Origin of the sequence: Sporosarcina sp. P37 (assembly GCF_002109365.1) — a bacterium.
In the GTDB taxonomy this organism is placed as follows: domain Bacteria; phylum Bacillota; class Bacilli; order Bacillales_A; family Planococcaceae; genus Sporosarcina.
Genome location: NZ_CP015349.1, coordinates 1734858 through 1752708, shown reverse-complemented (window position 1 = coordinate 1752708; position 17851 = coordinate 1734858). Strand labels below are relative to the sequence as shown.

Here is a 17851-nt window from a genome sequence, read left to right as displayed (position 1 = left end):
AGAATACGAATGGAAAGCAATTTTGCAGTCAATTAAAGAATTTTTTGAGTTACAAAAATATTGTAAGTGTTAAAAAAGTGTTGCAATCTAAAAAATGTCTGGTAATATGAACTTAAGTTATTTGAATTGATTAATAATTTAAATAGCTACGGAAGAGGAGAGTTTACTATGAACAATGAAAGCGCTTTAGTTTTTGACCATGCGATTAGGACAGCAGATATTTTAGTAGAAATGTTTGGAGCGAAGTGTGAAGTCGCTGTACATGATTTTAGTAACCTGGAAAGTTCTTTAATTCATCTGGCGGGGACATTGACCGGGCGAAATATTGGTTCCCCAATAACAGATCTGGTTCTTGAACAGCTGCAGAAAAAAGTAGTAACAGATTATGCGAACTATAAAACAGTGTCTCAAAAAGGGTCGGTTATGAAATCTTCTACTGTCTTCTTAAAGAATCAAAAGAATGAAGTCATTGGGGCATTATGCATCAACTTTGATATAAGCGATATGATTCAGATGGAAGGCGCAATGAGAGACTTTATCACATTTCCGGAAGATGAAGAAAAGAAAGAAACCTTCTATACAGATGTGCATGAAGTCATTCAGTCGATGACACAGCAGGCGTTGGAGAAATATTATAAACCCCCTGCGTTACTGGAAACAGAAGAGAAAGTGGAAGTGGTGCGCGAGCTGGAATCCAAAGGGGCGTTTCTAATCAAAGGTGCCACTGAATATGCAGCGAGTGTTTTAGGTGTTTCTAAATTCACTATCTACAATTATCTGCAGAAGGTACGCACCGAACATAGTTTTAATTCTAAATAGGAGTTGATTTATTTGTTCAATAAAATTCACAGTGACCATGCACCTGCAGCAGTGGGGGCTTACTCACAGGCAGCAGAAAAAGAAAATATTGTCTATGTCTCAGGGCAGCTGCCAATTAATGCAGAAACAAATGAAATGAGTTCTTCGGTTGTAGAACAGGCGGAACAGTCTTTAAAAAATATTGAAGCCATTCTGAAAGCCGCGGATTTAACGTTAGAGAATGTAGTGAAAAACACAATTTTCATGACATCCCTTGAAAAAGCAGCAGAAGTTAATGAAGTATACGCGAAATTCTTTGGAGACAGCAAGCCTGCAAGAGCGATGGTAGGTGTAAAAGAACTGCCCAAAGGTGCTCAGATTGAAATAGAATCTATTGCAATTAGATAATATACATTATTAGGAGGAAATGAAATGACTTATAGTTATGTATCCCACTTACACTGCCCAAAATGTGAAAAGACGTATGACGTAGATGCAATTGTTCAACTGTGTGAATGCGGAGCACCTTTACTGGTGTCCTACAAGATGGATGAGCTGAAGAAGAATTTTACGAAAGAGAAGCTCGCAGACCGTAAACCGGATCTTTGGCGCTACCATGAATTGCTGCCGGTCAAAAATGAAGAGAATATTGTGACGCTGGGCGAAGGTATGACGCCAATGCTCCACTTGAAAAAAGCAGGAAAAGATATGGGCATTGCAAATCTTTACATGAAAGATGAAGGAATGATTCCATCCGGCTCATTTAAATCAAGAGGGGCGGCAGTAGGTGTTTCTAAAGCAAAGGAAGTAGGCGTTACAGAATTAGCGATGCCTACCAACGGAAACGCGGGTGCGGCTTGGTCATTATACAGCGCGCAGGCGGATATTACGGCAACTATTGTAATGCCGATCGATGCACCGGAAATTACACGTAAAGAATGTGTGGCGGCAGGCGCTGAGCTTTATCTCGTCAACGGTCTGATTGGTGATGCAGGGAAGATTGTAGGCCAGGCAGTACAAGATTATGACTTATTTGATGCATCTACATTGAAAGAGCCTTACCGTATTGAAGGCAAGAAAACAATGGGCCTTGAAATTGCAGAGCAGTTTGGCTGGAAGGTTCCTGATGTAATCCTTTATCCGACAGGCGGCGGTGTCGGCCTGATCGGTATTTATAAAGCACTTCGCGAATTGCAGGAGCTCGGCTGGATTCCGGAAGACAAAATGCCCCGACTTGTTGCGGTACAATCATCCGGCTGTGCCCCAATTGTGAAAGCATGGGAAGAAGGGAAAACACATGCTGAACCTTGGGAAAATGCTTCGACTGTCGCATTCGGTATTAACGTGGCAAAAGCGCTGGGTGACTTCCTGATTCTTGACGGCATTAAGCAGACAAATGGCTGTGCAGTAGCAATTGATGATGAAGAACTTCTGGAAGAATTAAAGCTGGTTGCATCCAGTGAAGGAGCATTTGTTTGTCCGGAAGGTGCAGCGGCATTTGCAGCTGCGAGAAAACTTCGCAAGGACGGCTGGATCAAAGAAAATGAAGAAGTGGTTGTATTGAATACAGGTGCGGGTATTAAGTATCCGGATACGATTACAGTTGATGTGCCAGTTCTGGAAAAAGACGAAAAAATTATTCGATAAACGAAGTAAATAGTACGCAATAAGTTCGATAATCAGCTCTATTGCGTACTATTTTACAACTTATGAAAGACCGTATGAAAGCGCTGTCAAGTCTTAAGGGAAAATCTGCAGCACGGGAGTGAGATAGATGGAGAAAAGGACAGAGTTATCTAAAGCTCTAAAACCACACTGGGTTGTCGCCATTGCATTTGGTTCTGCCATAGGCTGGGGAGCATTCGTACTGCCGACCGACTGGATGGCGGCAGCGGGACCAATAGGCGTGATATTAGGGATTTTAATTGGTGCCCTGTTGGTTATGGTCATCGCAGTCAGCTATGGATATATGGTAGAGAAGTTTCCTGTCTCTGGTGGCGAGTTCGTATTTACATATCTGGGATTCGGCAGAATTAATGCCTTTATATGTGGCTGGTTCGTTACATTATCATACGTAACCTCGGTCGCTTTGAACGCTTCAGCGATTATAGTGCTGTTTAAATTTTTGTATCCGCAAATCGTGGAAATCGGCTATATGTATACGATCGCAGGCTGGGACGTTTATGTCAGTCAAATTATCATAGCGGCAATCGCCCTAATTGTCTTTGGTATAGCGAATATTCGTGGTATTAGCCTGACAGGACGTATGCAATTCATTTTCAGTGCCATTCTGTTCAGCGGAGCAATGATTGTAGGGCTAGGTATGACGTTCCACCCTGATACGGCATTTTCCAACTTGCGCCCCGCATTCAATATGGAAATCGGCAGCTTATCTTCCATTTTGATAATTGTGGCAACAGCTCCGTTCTTATATTCAGGCTTCAATAATATTGCACAAGCATCTGAAGAGTTTAGTTTTTCTTCTAAGCGTGCATTTAAGTTAATGATTCTGGCGCTGGGTGCAGGCGGGCTTGTATACTCCATAATGGTTTACGCAACAGCAATGGCCACGCCTTGGCAAGGTTTAGTTGCAGGACAGCCTGTATGGGGTACCGGCGATGTAGTAAAAAGCTTATTCGGTAATGTAGGTATGACATTATTGACGGCAGCATTGTGTATGGGAATTTTCACGGGTATTAACGGGTTCCTCGTTTCTTCGAGCCGAATGCTTCTGGCGATGGGCCGCGCACGTATTTTACCGCAAGCCTTCACGAAGATTCATCCGAAGTACCATACACCTTATATAGGGATCATTACGGCGGTGGTCGTATGCTTTATCACCCCTTGGTTTGGTCGTCCTGCATTGCTGTGGATTGTAGATATGACAGCAACAGGCGTGGCAATCGCCTATCTGTATACTTGTGCTTCTGCTTACCGTTTCTTCGATTGGAAAGACAGTGCAGCGCGCAAGTTGACTTCATTGGCTGGTGCACTTATCAGTCTGGTATTCCTTGGTCTGTTGTTTATCCCAGGATCGCCTGCATTCCTGGCAATGCCTTCTCTGATCGCAATGGTTGTCTGGGTGCTGATCGGTGTAATATTTTACGCAATGTACGGCAAAAGATATAATGCGATTCCGAAAGAAGAGCTGGATGTATTCATTTTAGGAGATGAGCTCTCTAAGACGCTTACAAATGACAGCTTCCACCGGATGAAACAGGAAAATGAGCGTCTGGGTTTACAAAAATCAGTACAAAATAATATATAAAAGAGAATGATAGGAGTGGTTATGATGGCAGAATACCTAAAGAAAAGCTCACATAAATTAGAAGAGGATAACAGTGGCATTTCAGACATTGTAAAAGGCAGCCTGAAAGAAATCCGTGAAAGAGGAGAAGCGGCTGTTCGTGAACTGTCACGAAAGTTCGATAACTGGGATCCGCAAAGCTTCCTAGTTTCGCAGGAAGAGATTGAAAACGCTATCAAAAAGGTTCCTGAAACTGTGAAGATGGATACGCAATATTGTCAAAAGCAAGTACGAGCATTTGCAGAGGCCCAGTTGGCAAGTGTGTCTGAATTTGAAAAAGAAATACAGCCAGGTGTAATTCTTGGGCAGAAGCTAATTCCCATCTCCAATGTCGGCGCATATGTTCCGGGAGGACGTTATCCAATCGTTTCCTCCGTGCAAATGAGTGTGATTCCGCCTAAAGTTGCTGGAGTGGAGCGGGTGATTGCTTGTTCACCGACTACAAAGAACGGCGAGGGCATTCATCCGGGCGTCTTGTATGCGATGCATTTGGCAGGAGCGGATGAAATCTATTCACTGGGCGGCATTCAGGCAATTGGAACAATGGCATATGGAATGGAAGGTGTGAAGCCCGTCGATTTCATCGTGGGACCGGGGAATGCATTCGTAGCAGAAGCGAAGCGTCAAGTGTTTGGGAAAGTAGGAATTGATCAGATTGCAGGTCCAAGTGAGAACTTGATTATTGCAGATGAAACAGCTGATCCCGTTTTGATTGCCGCCGACGTATGGGGACAGTGCGAGCATGATTACCGTGCTGTGACAATTTTAATTACGACTTCCCGTAAACTGGCGGAGGATGTTCAGGAAGAAATGGAAAAGCAAATCGCCGTGTTAGATACAGCAGAAGTAGCTTCAGCATCTTGGGAGCAAAACGGCGAAATTATACTAGTGGCGGATAAAGAGGAAGCAGTGAAAGTTGCGGACGAATATGCTATTGAGCATGTACAAATCCAGACGGCAGACTTGGATTATTATTTGGAGAATCTGAAAAACTACGGCTCCTTGTTCTTGGGTGAAGAGACAACTGTTACTTACGGAGATAAAGGAATCGGCACGAATCATATTTTACCGACAGAACAGGCGGCGCGCTATACGGGCGGTCTCTGGGTAGGGAAGTTCCTGAAGACTGTCACATATCAGAAGTGTACACCTGAGGCGAGTAAGAAAATTGCCCCTATCATTGCAGGTCAGTGCCGTTATGAAGGTATGATCGGTCATGCGGTAACAGCGGAATTGCGTGAAAAAAAGTTCTAATGATGTAAGAAGTGAGGAGGGCACGGGATGAGTAAATTACCTGAAGGGGTACTGACTTTCGATAAAACATTCACACGCCAGGAACCAATTCCGGCTTCAGGCATAGAACGCGCGACAGAACTTATGCTGACAGGGAAGCTTCATCGCTATAACACTGAAGGAGATGAAGTTGCAGAAACCAGTATTCTGGAGGAAGAATTTGCAGCATATATCGGAACTGCCTATTGCGCTGCATTCAATTCATGCGGCAGTTCTATCTATGTTGCGCTAAAAAGTATAGGCGTTCAGCCCGGCGACAAGGTTTTATGTAATGCATTTACGTTGGCGCCTGTTCCGGGCGCCATCAAAAATGCAGAAGCGCAGCCGGTGTTTGTAGAGATAACAAAGGATTACGTAACAGATTTGGATGATCTTGAACAAAAAGCAAAAGACTCAGGCGCTAAATATTTTCTCTTATCTCATATGCGCGGTCATATAGCAGACATGGACCGCGTAGTAGAAATCTGCGAGCGTCATCATATTACACTGATTGAGGATTGTGCCCACACCATGGGTGCGAAGTGGAACGGTAGACATACCGGAACTTTCGGTGCGGCTGGATGTTTCTCGACTCAGACATACAAGCACCTCAATTCAGGCGAAGGCGGTTTGCTTGTTACCGATGACGAAGACGTCGCTGCGAAGGCTATTCTATATTCAGGTTCTTATATGCTGTATGAAAAACATACAGCCAGGCCCTCAATGGAAGTATTTGAACGTTATAAAAAGGTAATACCGAATTTTAGTTTGCGTATGTCCAATTTAGTGGCAGTTTTGATCCGTTCGCAGCTGCCTCAGCTTGATAAGCAATGCGAGCGCTGGAATGAACGCTATTATGCTATCGAAGAGATATTACGCGGTACGCCAAATATTTATATTCCGCTTCGTGATGAAAAAGAACAATTTGTCGCCTCTTCATTCCAGTTCACTTTGCTTAATGCCACGACAGCAAAAATGGAGCAATTTATTGCTGCGTGCGCCGAGCGGGGTGTTGAGATTAAATGGTTCGGCAACTTTGAACCCAAGGGATTCACTAGCCGCCACGAGAGCTGGCAGTACTTGTCGGGTGGCGGAAATCTGCCGAATACCGCAAAAGTGCTCGATTTCCTTTGCGACTTCCGGCTGCCCCTCACTTTCACAGTGGATGATTGCCGTCTGATTGCAAAAATTATTCGTGAAGTATGTAATGAAATCTAAAAAGAACAAAAGGGGTGTGCGGTATGGGCAGAAGGAATAAGTATATATTGTTTCTATTATTGGCTATGACAGTATCAATACTGGCTGCTTGCGGCAGTGACCAAGAAGGAGCAAAGAACGATCAAGTGGTTATGAAATTCACCCATGGAACGGGAACAGATGGAATTTGGCAGAAGACTGCCGAAAAGTTCTCTGATTTAGTGAGTGAGTATTCTGATGGAAAAGTGAAGGTCGAAATTTATCCCGGTGGTCAAATAGGCAGCGGAGAGAAATCAATGGAAGACATTCAAAATGGATTGATCGAAGCTACTTCCGAGTCTGTAAACAACTTGACCCCATTTGCACCGTCGCTTGGAATGTTTGATCTTCCTTATCTTTTTGAAAGCGGTGAGGAATATGAGCAAGTTGTGGATCAATTGGGCGATGAAATCAACGAGAGAGTTATTAATGAGTCCGGCTTGCGCGTTATTACATGGCTTGATAAAGGGATCCGTGCAGTAGGTACGATTGATAAAGAAATCAATACGATTGATGATCTTAAAGGGTCAAAAATCCGAGTTCCTAAAAATCCGATTCAGCTGGCCAGCTTTGAATCGTGGGGAGTTAATGCTACACCGATTGCATGGGATGAAACAATTACCTCTTTACAGCAAAGTGTAATCGATGGATTGGAATTGCCATATGACGACTTTGAAAGTACGAAGATTTACGAAAATATTAATTATATCTCAGACGTCGGCTATAAATATGATGTTGCTATGGTTGTCATAGGCGATGAATGGTTCCAAAGTCAGACCCCCGAGATTCAGGATGCGATTGTAAAGGCAGGCAATGAGACTACTGAATGGACGAGAGAAAATGTACAGGGCTTCCTTGATGAGAGCAAGGAAAAGATGAAAGATCATGTAACATTTACTGGACCGCCAAAAGATGAAGCACTTTGGAAAGAAAAAGCGATTGCAACTTGGCCGAAGCATTACGATAGAATCAAAGGCACAGAATTATTAACTGAGGTAATGGATATTGTAGGAAGAGATTTACCGAAGTAAGGGACGTAACATATATCCATTTATGCAGATATATGTCTGACTATTCAGTATACGGCAGTTGATGACAGTTATAATTATTATTCTATTATAACTGTCATTGTTTATTGCACGTTCAATATGTTCCAAGGTGTGTCAGAAAGATGTCTAAGAAGTGTATGACTTATATCCGAATAAAAGAATATTGATGGGCAGGTCCTATCAATTAGAAGGTAGGGATTATTATTAAGTCTAGAGTCTCTTGGTTTATCAAAAACTTTGAAGAAGTGTTTAGCGTCATATCGCTTTTGGTCATGATCATGAGTCTGCTGCTTCAAATATATTTTAGATATGTGGTAGGAAAGTCACTTCCTTGGACTGAAGAGTTATCCAGATTTGCGTTCTTGTATCTAGTATTTATGGTTATTAGTATTTCCGTTAAAAGACACTCGCACATTCGTGTCACAGTTCAGTTTAGAATGTTTCCTCCCGCAGCAGAGAAAGTTCTTTTAATAATAAGTGACTTCATTTGGTTTTTATTTAACTGTATAGTTATCTATACAGGATTTTACCTATTTATGGACATGGGTGCATCAAACAGAATGCAAATTTCGCCTGTACTGGGCTGGAACTTAAAATATGTTTATGTCATCTTGCCAATAGGTTTTCTTCTTATGAATATCAGAATGATACAAAACTACTATATAAGCTACATCGACAATAAAAAACAGAGGGGTAATGTGGATGTCAGTTGAATTAATCATTTGCCTAGTTTTGTTTGGCAGTTTATTGCTTGGTATTCCTATTTTTGCCTCGCTAGGAATAGCCTCTGTTGCCGCAATTATGGTATCGGGTATTTCATTTTCTATCATCCCTCTGGACTTACTGAAGATGGGATCTATGTTCCCGCTTCTTGCAATACCGGCTTTTATATTGGCAGGGGTTTTAATGGAAAAAGCGGATATGGCAGGACAAATCATTGAGACCATTCAAATCATTTTCGGCAGAATTACAGGCGGCCTTGGAATAATTACAATTGTGGCAAGTATGTTTTTTGCTTCGCTTATAGGTTCAGGACCTGCGACAGCTGCAGCAATGGGTGCCATCCTGATACCCGCAATGCACAAGGCTGGTTATGGAAAAGCCTATACGGCAGGTGTCTGTGCGGTAGGTGGAACAATGGGAATCCTTATTCCGCCAAGTAACCCTATGATTGTTTACGGCGTAATTGGTAATGTCTCGGTCACTTCTTTATTTATTGCGGGAATTATGCCGGGAATTATGCTTGGCTTGATGCTAATTGGTACCGCTTACATAATAGCCCGCAAAAAGGGTTACAAAGGTACCGGAGAACCTTTTAACATGAAACACTTCTTAAAGACTGCTTACAAAAATAAGTGGTCATTATTCGCCCCAATTGTTATTATCGGTGGAATATACGGAGGAATCTTTACGCCGGTAGAAGCTTCTGTGGTGGCTGTTTTATATGCCTTTTTAGTTGGATTCTTTGTCACAAAGAAATTGCGCAATAAAAAGCTTCTATGGGAAACGCTGGTGTTTACTGTTGAAACATCCGGTATGGTTTTAATCGTTGTGGCAGTTACACAGCTATTCGCACGTATACTGGTAATGCAGCAAGTCCCTCAGCGTCTTGCAGAGTGGAGTGTATCAGTCAGTGATAATCCTAAAATCATATTACTGATGATTGTCGGCTTCCTGATGATCTTAGGAATGTTTATCGAGGAATTAGCAACAATGGCTGCTGTCACACCTATTTTAGTGCCGCTGGCGAATCAAGTAGGGATTGACACGGTACATTTGGGTGTCGTCATGGTTATGACTAATGAAGTTGCTATGTTAACTCCGCCACTTGGTGTTGTGCTCTTTGTATTAATGAAGATGAGTAATTTAAGTTTGGGACAAGTAGCCAGGGCAGTGTTGCCATTCCTTCTTACACTGATTCTTGCCACTTTAATCGTCGTCTTCTTCGAAGATATTGCATTATTTTTACCTAGACTGATGGGGTATTCAGGCTAATCGAATAACGTAATCAAAAGGGCTGTCTTTGACGGTCCTTTTAATTTGTCTGGAAAATTAAATGGTAACAATAATCAGCCAAAAAATATGAAAGAACATTACCGCAATATAAAGAAACAAGGCGGTGGTCAGGGAGATGCGCACAATATTTCCTGAAAATCGGGCGGTTACTACAATATATAAAAGCAATAAAGGTAAGCCTAATTTAACTGCGTAGAACAATGGAATACTTTTTTCATATATATAGGAAACAAGCGGATTAGCTTCTTCGATATGCCCAAGCCGCAGCCCGTAGTCGGTGAACAGCGCATCTAATAAACAAAGGAAAGCTAAGAGAAAGCCCGCATTTAATAATCTGTTTTGCTGAATAGGAAAGTCCCGTACAGTATTCATTTCCATCCGCTCCTCACTTGCAGTGTAAATAGACAGGATGAGCAGGAAATGCGTGTTTTATTCATCAAAATGCAATATAGGATACTGTTTTTTCTCACGGGACAACTGCATACGTTGTTTATTGTAATATCTGCCCGATTATCAAAAGATGTATGGCACGGTGCCGCGCATCTTTTTTCGTTTGCATTATTTTCTAAATAAAGGTATAGTACATTACAACAGTAATGCACTAGGTATCCTAAAGGTGGTGGAGTTCTTGCTTGAGATGGATGGAGAAAAGCCGATTTATATACAAATTGCCGAGTGGCTGGAGAAGGAAATCATTGATGGCACATTGCAGGCAGATGACAAAGTTCACTCGCAATATCAGCTGGCAGAGCTATTCAATATCAATCCTGCAACTGCGGGGAAGGGGCTGACGATTTTGCTGGATGCTGAACTTATTTACAAAAAGCGGGGCCTCGGCACATTTGTCTCTGCTGATGCACGGGAAAAACTGCTGACGAAGCGCAAAGAAGGCACGTTACGCCGTCTTGTGCAGGAACTGCTTAATGAAGCTGCGTTACTTGGCGTGAAAGAGGAACAGCTTATTGAATTAATACAGGCGGAGCGAAAGGAGAGGTTATGATGTCGGCAATTACTTTAAAACACGTGACGAAAAGCTATCGTTCTGTCACAGTGCTGGATCAGTTAAATTTAGCAATCCGTGAGAATGTGATTACAGGATTGGCAGGGCGAAATGGTGCTGGGAAAACGACACTTATGAAGATGATTGCGGGATTCATAAAAGAATCCGGCGGTGAGCTGCGTGTGTTTGGCGAGCATCCTTTCAACAGTCTCAAGGTTTCCGCCAACATGATTTTTATTGACGATATGATGGGTTTTCCAGATGCGCTGACGCTGGGTGATTTACTCTTGGAATGTGATGGCTTCTATGAAAATTGGGATCAGGATCTGGCTGTGCGTCTGCTCGAATATTTCAAATTACCTCTGTCACTTAACCACCGCGTATTGTCGAAAGGAAAACGCAGTACGTTCAATGCGGTGGTGGGCATTGCTGCACGCTGTCCGCTGACAATGTTTGATGAGCCCATTACAGGAATGGATGCAGCCGCACGCAGGGATTTTTACAGAGCGCTGCTGAAAGATTATATTGCCTATCCCCGCACCATTCTGTTATCCAGTCACCATGTGGAAGAAATGGAAGATTTACTGGAGGATATGTTAGTGATTGACGGCAAGAGCATTGCTTTCCATGGTCCAATTACTGAACTGCAGGAAAAATTCCTGTCACTTCAAGCGCGGGAGAGTGTGCTGAAATCCCATGCGACCCGCTATGCTGTCATTCATCGGTCAAATGCGGGGCCGGTGACGGAATGGATTGTTGATCACGAGCACACGGAAGCAGAAGTGGAGGAGCTGAAGCAGGCAGGTATCCGCGTATCGTCGGTTTCTGCAAGCGAAGCATATTTGGCGATGACAGGCCAGGCGACAGGAGGAGTAGACGATGTTTTCAACGCAATGGAGCGTTAATGAACTGGCAAAACGTCAGTATGTATTTAAATTAAGTGCCAACGGGGCCGTATTTACGACACTGATTGTGCTGCAGATTATTGGAACTGTTTTCATAAGCGGTGCCAGTTCCACTTCCATGAGCGATTGGGGCGAGCCGATTTCGTTCAACTTTACGTCCATATCGAATGACGGGCAGGTTGGCCTGACGTTATTCTGGGCGCTTATCGTCGGATTTCTGCTGACTTCAGCTGCCCAGCGTAATGAATCCTTTTCATTCGTGACGAATCGCCTGACTTTTCAGCTTGCAAACTTCTATTTTATTTGTACTGCGGCATTATTTGGCGGCGTGACAACCGTACTGCTCGGGTCAGTTATGAAGATTGTTGCGCTGTTCGGGGACAATGTCATTATAGAAACGGCCGGTTTACTGTCATCACCGCTTGACTACTTTTCCCGTATTCTAGTAATGACTGCCTACACATTGCTGCTGCTGATGACCGGCTATTTGCTGGGAACGCTGATACAGTTCAGCAAGTTGTTTATTGCCTTATTTGGATTGGTCTGGTTTGTGTATATCACGTTTGGGTTCAGAGTGTCAGTTGGCGAAGGTGATAGTTTGCTGTACTTTTACTACGGAGAGACATCTATTCTATTGTTCATTTTGAAAGTCGCAGTGTCCGTTGCTGTCCTGTTCGGCATCAGCTTTTTTGTAACCAATCGCCTGGAGGTGAGAAATCCATGATGTTTTTTGGGATTTTGCTGCCTATGTTACTGCTGACCAGTCTAGTTTTAATTGTGGTATTTACGAAGAATATGAAACGTACGCGATTGAGAAAAACATTTCACCGCAATATCGTTGTCGGTTATCTTGCATTGCTGCTGATCGGGCTTGCCGTGGCGGAAGTTATGGAGCGTACGGTGGAACAGCATGCGCTGCCAAAAGTATTGCCGAATAACAGTGAATTTGACTTGTATACTGCCATTACAGAGGGAAAGCCGATTCCTGAACGGCTGGTTTTGGCTGAGCGGTCACATGAAGTACAGGATACACTGCTGGTATCGGCCTTCACCAGCGCTACTATCTTGATTGAACGCACACCGGGAAATGGCAATACCATTACAGAAACCGTCTACAGCCCTGAATTGATGGTAAGTATAGGAGATGAGACTGACGAGTATTACGACTTTGCAGAGCAGCTTGAAGTCGCATTGCCAATTTGGGAAAACGGTTCGATGTCTGTGCCTAAACAGCCCGCAAATCGTATCCAGTATACGTTTTATCACGATTCAGATATAGTAAATCAATTCACCGGAGAAAAAACGCATGGCTATTCTTCAGGATCCATGTCGGGAGCCATGATGATTCACTTGGCCGTACCCGAATCGATTACGCTGAATCTTCCTGAGACCGAAAACGAATACGGGGCCTATATAGAAGTGATTGAATAGAAAAAGACTGAAGTGTACTATGCCGCATGATTCACGGCATATAGCTTCAGTCTTTTAGATTATCCGCGCTCCACAGGCATCGAGCAGCATCTGAAGGAGCCGCCTGATTTGATGATTTCCGAAAAGTCGACTTCTATGACCTCAAACCCGTTTGCACGCAAATCTTTATTTACTTTTTTATTTTGCGGCAGGCTGAATACTTTCCCGTTGCCGATGGAAAGAACATTGGTGCCGAGCGAAAACTGCTCATCTTCTGCTACTTCAATCAGCTGATACGAATCGGCCAGCTGATGGAGTGTTTCCTGATCAAATGCTGCGGGAAAGATGAGTGCTTTTTCAGGAGAAAGGATATTGAAAACGCAGTCGAGATGAAGATAACGCCCGTCAAATGGTATACGTTTAAGCTTGTGATCAGGAAGCTTTTCTTCAAGCTTGCTGACTGCTTCTTCAGACGTGCGGCTGCTGATGCCGATATAGACGGTATCGCGGTCGACGATAATATCGCCGCCTTCCATTCGGTCCGAAGCTGACTGGTACGGAATATCCTGCGCAATGAGCCACTCTTTCAAGGTGATTTCTTCACCTTTTCGAATATTTGCTGCTAAATCAGCGACGAATACTTCATTGCCGATAGTGAAGCCGATATCCCGTGTGAAGACTTGTTCCGGGTATTTCTCTGAAGAGGGCAGTGTGATAACCTCTACCCCGTTTTCCTTCAATAGTTTTTCAAATTCCGCGTGCTGACTCATCGCACGGTCCTTATCGATATTTTCATCTTCATACTTTTTCTGTACTTCGTTAATGACTTCATCAATTGCCATGAATTCCGGCTGGCATAATATGACGCGACGCAGCGTATCGTATTCTGTTACGCATTTGATCGTATCTGATTTTTGGCTGTTGGCTGTCAATGGATAGTACGCCTCCCACTTCATGAAAGTATATATAGTATTCCCTTTGTGCGGTATTTGTAAACGCGATGAGCTGAACAGTTTGGCATGCTTAATGAAGAAGCAGTAAAAGCAAGAAAGAAAATTAGCTGTCATGAGTGTATGTATATCTAATTAAAATGAAAAAAAGTAAACGCTTACAAATTTATATTGACAAACAATTCGGTAAACGCTTACTATAGATTAAACGACTATATAACGACACGGGAGTATTATTCATAATGGATGGGGTGAACCATGATGGAGCAGAGAGAAAAAAGAGAGATAAGATTTTGGTGGGCGATTCTGCCGTTAGTATTGATGATACTGGTCATGGTTATAACAGTTGTAAAGCTTGAACAGGGGCCGCATATGCCGCTGATTGCAGGCACGGCCATTGCTTCGCTGGTTGCCTGGCGCCACGGTTTCTCCTGGAAAGAAATTGAGGAAATGATGTACAAAGGAATTCGTCTGGCCCTTCCTGCCGTGATTATCATTATGCTCGTCGGATTGGTTATCGGTTCCTGGATGGGCGGAGGAATTGTCGCAACGATGATTTTCTACGGATTAAAAATTATTACCCCTTCCTGGTTCTTGGTAGCGATTGCGCTGATTTGTGCAATTGTTTCACTGGCTATCGGCAGCTCATGGTCAACGATGGCAACGATTGGTGTAGCAGGCATGGGAATTGGATTAAGCATGGGCATTCCTGCCGGGATGGTGGCAGGCGCGGTTATTTCAGGTGCCTACTTCGGTGATAAAATGTCGCCTCTGTCAGACACAACCAACTTGGCGGCGGGACTGACAGGAACAGATTTATTTGATCATATAAAACATATGCTGTATACGACGATTCCTGGATTATTGATTGCGCTGGGTGTGTTTACATATCTCGGAAAGCGGTTTGGCTCGGGTGAGGCGGAGTTAACGTCAATTGCAAAGACATCCCAAGTCATGCAGGAAAGCTTCGTTATATCCCCTTGGTTATTGCTTGTTCCATTAGCCGTCATCATGATGGTCGCAATGAAGATCCCTGCTGTGCCGGCACTGATCATCGGGATTGTTCTAGGGTTTATATCACAAGTAACAATTCAGGCGGGTACATTTGCGGATGCGCTGGGTGCACTGCAAAGCGGTTATGCGATTGAGACAGGCAATCAGCTGGTCGATAAATTATTTAACGGCGGCGGCTTGGACAGCATGATGTACACAGTCTCCATGACCATTGTGGCTATGACGTTCGGCGGAATTCTGGAGTATTCAGGTATGCTGCGCGCGATTATGAATCAATTATTGAAAGTCGTGAAGTCCACATCGACGCTGATCATTTCAACAATCGGTGCGTGTGTCATGACAAACGCTACCTGTTCGGAGCAGTACGTGTCGATTGTGGTCCCATCGAGAATGTTCAGTAAGACATACAGAGATATGGGGCTGAAGTCCAAAAACCTGTCACGCGCCCTCGAGGATGGAGGAACGCTTACGTCTGTGTTTATCCCATGGAATACGTGCGGTGTGTTCATATTCGGAACACTTGGGGTCAGTGTCGTCGAATACGGACCTTACGCTATTTTGAATTTTGCCGTTCCGCTGCTTTCGATGATCTACGCATTGACCGGTTTCTCCATTGTGAAAATGACGCAGGAAGAGATTACCGAAATTAATGAGGAAGATGCGAAGCTGGAGGCGGAAGCTCTGCTTGAATAATATGTAAAAGCACCGTATGCAGCGGTGTTTTTTTATTTCCCTAAAATTCATTTGGGTATCTTTGGTATAATGCAAGTAAGATATGAAAAGAAGAAATGAAATTATTAACTGATGAATCCTAATTCTTTTAACGAGACAATTCTGGGAGTAGGATTTGCACCTGATCAACAATGGGAACATATTGAAATATTGCACGTAAGAGAGGGGATGAGTTCTTGAACAATAAAAATCCTTCAAAAACATATAAATGGCGAGATAAATATAGAGCATTTTTAACTGCAGCAGGTTGCCTGTATTGCCTGATTATCAACTGGGGACATAATTGGCTGCTTGTAGGATTCTTTACTTTAGGGGTACTTGTTTGTGAAACTATAGGAGTTTCTGATGTAAAGAAAATTAACAGCAATAAACAATAGAGCAAACGGCTGCAGTTGTGGAGTGTTTTTACATATTATCTGCATCCGTTTAATTCGTTGATTATTCAAATGTTTCGGCCAGCAGAATGAAACTATGTAAGTAATCATCCGTAAAACAGACTAAGAAAGGGGAGATTTGAATGAACAGTAAACATTTATTTTTAATGGGATCCATAGCACTGCCACTGACTTTCTTACTGGCTTACGATTTCTTCCCGAACTTTAACCAAACGTTGTACATACCAAAACCATTACTTATTGGACTTATGCTAGTGATTTTACTTGTAGGATTCTTTATTAATCGTATTCAAAAAAATGATTCCCCGAGGTCTAGTTTCTGGTGGCAAGTTGCAATTACTTCTTATCTCCTGATTTTACTTGTTGTGTTCACTTTATTTGGCGGCATTTCACAAGCAGGCATATCGTTATCTAGTCCTGTTATTTGGATTTTATTGGTCATTAGTATTTTTGAAATCTTAAAGGAGTACAAAAGTTTAAAAGTTAGTCTTTTATCGGGCACGATTGCTGCATAAATAATCGTGAGCATACCGCAATCGGGCCCTTTAACTGATGAAAACAACTTCTGAGGATTGATTTTAATGGAAATGCAAAAACTTAATGATTTCCTCAATAAGCTAGAGGAAAGAAAATCTTTTATAAGCCGATAAACTAAATATTAGGAATATTGTTGTACTGTAAGTATGATGGAGTTACTAAATAGATAGTAGGAGGAGTGTTCAGATGACAAAATATGAATTATCAAATGTGTGGAAATGGGAAGAAGAGAATTCAAATAGATGGGGGAATCGTCCGACAGCTGGTGAACGTTTTGAACAAAAACTGCCGGTCGGAGAGGCACCGTTCCAACTCTATTCACTAGGAACACCGAACGGAATTAAAGTGACGATTATGCTGGAAGAATTAAAAGAGCTGGATGTCGATGGTGCAGATTATGATTTGTATGAAATCAATATTGGAGCCGAGGAACAATTTGGTTCAGATTTCGTTAAGGTCAATCCTAATTCAAAGATCCCGGCCCTAGTCGATCAAAGTCAAAGTCCCTGTTTGGAAATTTTTGAATCAGGTTCGATTTTGCTATACTTGGCTGAGAAATTCAATAAACTGATCCCGGCAGATATTCATGGACGGACAGAAACCCTTAATTGGTTATTCTGGCAAATTGGAGCGGGTCCTTATGTCGGTGGAGGATTTGGTCACTTTTTTGCTTATGCGCCAGAGCCAATGAAATACCCAATTGATCGTTTTACAATGGAAACGAAACGTCAATTAGACTTACTAGATAAAATATTAGCTCAGCGTTCTTATATCACAGGCGACACTTATACTATTGCAGATATTGCGATATGGTCTTGGTACGGACAGTTAGCTTTAGGGAAATTGTATGAAGGCTCTTATGAATTTTTAAACATGGATGAATATACTCATCTCTTGGAATGGTCTCATCGCATTGCGAAACGACCAGGCGTTCAAAAAGGCCTTGCAGCAGAGTATCAGTCGCTTGGGGAGTAATTAAAAAAACAATGTATGGATGTTTTTCTTTTTTACAATAGAATTAAACCCTTATATAGACATAACAAATACAACGGAATTGTGGAGAGGTTCTATCTGCAAGGATTGAAGGCCCAGGTAAATGTAGGAAGTGAATTGTAACTCTTATCACTCTGACAGTTACGATTCCAGAAAAAAACTATATCGATTTGTTGCCGGATGAGTTTTACGGGGGTGTGTAAAAATGAAAGAAATAAAAGGATTGTATATTATTCT

The 17851-nt window shown here is 42.7% G+C and carries 19 protein-coding genes; 17 read left to right on the top strand and 2 right to left on the bottom strand.

The features are described from left to right. Nucleotides 1-168: 168 nt before the first annotated feature. The 9 genes from SporoP37_RS09130 (at nucleotide 169) to SporoP37_RS09090 (ending at nucleotide 9657) form a co-directional block, all read left to right on the top strand. Nucleotides 169-819, top strand: coding sequence for a helix-turn-helix transcriptional regulator (locus tag SporoP37_RS09130; RefSeq protein ID WP_081243367.1), 651 nt, complete (start codon nucleotides 169-171; stop codon nucleotides 817-819). A 12-nt stretch (nucleotides 820-831) separates the two neighbouring features. Continuing rightward, nucleotides 832-1206: a Rid family detoxifying hydrolase gene (locus tag SporoP37_RS09125; protein WP_081243366.1), complete on the top strand. Its 375-nt coding sequence runs from the start codon at nucleotides 832-834 to the stop codon at nucleotides 1204-1206. Between the two features lie 24 nt (nucleotides 1207-1230). Continuing rightward, a complete protein-coding gene (locus SporoP37_RS09120) occupies nucleotides 1231-2445 on the top strand; it encodes a threonine synthase (protein WP_081243365.1) in 1215 nt (404 codons plus the stop codon). A gap of 127 nt (nucleotides 2446-2572) precedes the next feature. Next, nucleotides 2573-4066 carry an APC family permease gene (locus SporoP37_RS09115; RefSeq protein WP_081243364.1) on the top strand — a complete coding sequence of 498 codons (1494 nt, stop codon included), beginning with the start codon at nucleotides 2573-2575 and terminating at the stop codon, nucleotides 4064-4066. Between the two features lie 24 nt (nucleotides 4067-4090). Beyond that, nucleotides 4091-5359, top strand: a complete 1269-nt coding sequence (gene hisD, locus SporoP37_RS09110; protein ID WP_081243363.1) for a histidinol dehydrogenase — start codon at nucleotides 4091-4093, stop codon at nucleotides 5357-5359. 27 nt (nucleotides 5360-5386) lie between these two features. Further along, a complete protein-coding gene (locus SporoP37_RS09105; protein WP_085430780.1) occupies nucleotides 5387-6595 on the top strand; it encodes a DegT/DnrJ/EryC1/StrS family aminotransferase in 1209 nt (402 codons plus the stop codon). A 23-nt stretch (nucleotides 6596-6618) separates the two neighbouring features. Beyond that, nucleotides 6619-7644: a TRAP transporter substrate-binding protein gene (locus tag SporoP37_RS09100; RefSeq protein ID WP_081243361.1), complete on the top strand. Its 1026-nt coding sequence runs from the start codon at nucleotides 6619-6621 to the stop codon at nucleotides 7642-7644. Nucleotides 7645-7934: 290 nt separating this feature from the next. Continuing rightward, nucleotides 7935-8375 (top strand): TRAP transporter small permease, encoded by a 441-nt coding sequence (locus tag SporoP37_RS17745; RefSeq protein WP_081243360.1) that lies wholly within the window; start codon nucleotides 7935-7937, stop codon nucleotides 8373-8375. Then, nucleotides 8365-9657 carry a TRAP transporter large permease gene (locus tag SporoP37_RS09090; protein ID WP_081243359.1) on the top strand — a complete coding sequence of 431 codons (1293 nt, stop codon included), beginning with the start codon at nucleotides 8365-8367 and terminating at the stop codon, nucleotides 9655-9657. The genes SporoP37_RS17745 and SporoP37_RS09090 overlap by 11 nt, the downstream gene beginning before the upstream one ends. Nucleotides 9658-9714: 57 nt before the next feature. On the opposite strand, the gene SporoP37_RS09085 is transcribed toward SporoP37_RS09090, so the two are convergent. Further along, on the bottom strand, nucleotides 9715-10050 hold the full coding sequence (locus SporoP37_RS09085) for a DUF5658 family protein (RefSeq protein ID WP_085430779.1): 336 nt from the start codon (nucleotides 10048-10050) through the stop codon (nucleotides 9715-9717). A gap of 265 nt (nucleotides 10051-10315) precedes the next feature. Here SporoP37_RS09085 and SporoP37_RS09080 point away from each other — a divergent pair, with 265 nt between their 5' ends. Genes SporoP37_RS09080 through SporoP37_RS09065 form a run of 4 tightly spaced genes read left to right on the top strand, consistent with a single transcriptional unit; the run spans nucleotide 10316 to nucleotide 13014 of the window. After that, nucleotides 10316-10678, top strand: a complete 363-nt coding sequence (locus tag SporoP37_RS09080; protein WP_231293342.1) for a GntR family transcriptional regulator — start codon at nucleotides 10316-10318, stop codon at nucleotides 10676-10678. After that, nucleotides 10678-11583: an ATP-binding cassette domain-containing protein gene (locus SporoP37_RS09075; protein ID WP_231293222.1), complete on the top strand. Its 906-nt coding sequence runs from the start codon at nucleotides 10678-10680 to the stop codon at nucleotides 11581-11583. Before SporoP37_RS09080 ends, SporoP37_RS09075 begins: the two co-directional genes overlap by 1 nt. Continuing rightward, entirely contained in the window at nucleotides 11558-12307 is a 750-nt protein-coding gene (locus tag SporoP37_RS09070) for a hypothetical protein (RefSeq protein WP_085430778.1), read from the top strand. The genes SporoP37_RS09075 and SporoP37_RS09070 overlap by 26 nt, the downstream gene beginning before the upstream one ends. Next, on the top strand, nucleotides 12304-13014 hold the full coding sequence (locus SporoP37_RS09065; protein ID WP_085430777.1) for a hypothetical protein: 711 nt from the start codon (nucleotides 12304-12306) through the stop codon (nucleotides 13012-13014). The genes SporoP37_RS09070 and SporoP37_RS09065 overlap by 4 nt, the downstream gene beginning before the upstream one ends. 59 nt (nucleotides 13015-13073) lie before the next feature. Here SporoP37_RS09065 and SporoP37_RS09060 read toward each other — a convergent pair whose 3' ends face one another. Then, the gene (locus tag SporoP37_RS09060) at nucleotides 13074-13925 is read right to left on the bottom strand and encodes a dimethylarginine dimethylaminohydrolase family protein (protein WP_231293221.1); all 852 of its coding nucleotides are present in this window, start codon (nucleotides 13923-13925) and stop codon (nucleotides 13074-13076) included. Nucleotides 13926-14201: 276 nt separating this feature from the next. On the opposite strand from SporoP37_RS09060, the gene nhaC reads away from it, so the two are divergent. The 4 genes from nhaC (at nucleotide 14202) to yghU (ending at nucleotide 17596) form a co-directional block, all read left to right on the top strand. Next, nucleotides 14202-15650 carry a Na+/H+ antiporter NhaC gene (nhaC, locus tag SporoP37_RS09055; protein WP_085430776.1) on the top strand — a complete coding sequence of 483 codons (1449 nt, stop codon included), beginning with the start codon at nucleotides 14202-14204 and terminating at the stop codon, nucleotides 15648-15650. A gap of 215 nt (nucleotides 15651-15865) precedes the next feature. Beyond that, the gene (locus SporoP37_RS09050) at nucleotides 15866-16066 is read left to right on the top strand and encodes a hypothetical protein (RefSeq protein ID WP_085430775.1); all 201 of its coding nucleotides are present in this window, start codon (nucleotides 15866-15868) and stop codon (nucleotides 16064-16066) included. Between the two features lie 140 nt (nucleotides 16067-16206). After that, nucleotides 16207-16599 carry a hypothetical protein gene (locus SporoP37_RS09045; protein WP_085430774.1) on the top strand — a complete coding sequence of 131 codons (393 nt, stop codon included), beginning with the start codon at nucleotides 16207-16209 and terminating at the stop codon, nucleotides 16597-16599. A gap of 208 nt (nucleotides 16600-16807) precedes the next feature. After that, nucleotides 16808-17596, top strand: a complete 789-nt coding sequence (gene yghU / locus SporoP37_RS09040; RefSeq protein WP_085430773.1) for a glutathione-dependent disulfide-bond oxidoreductase — start codon at nucleotides 16808-16810, stop codon at nucleotides 17594-17596. Nucleotides 17597-17851: the final 255 nt, after the last annotated feature.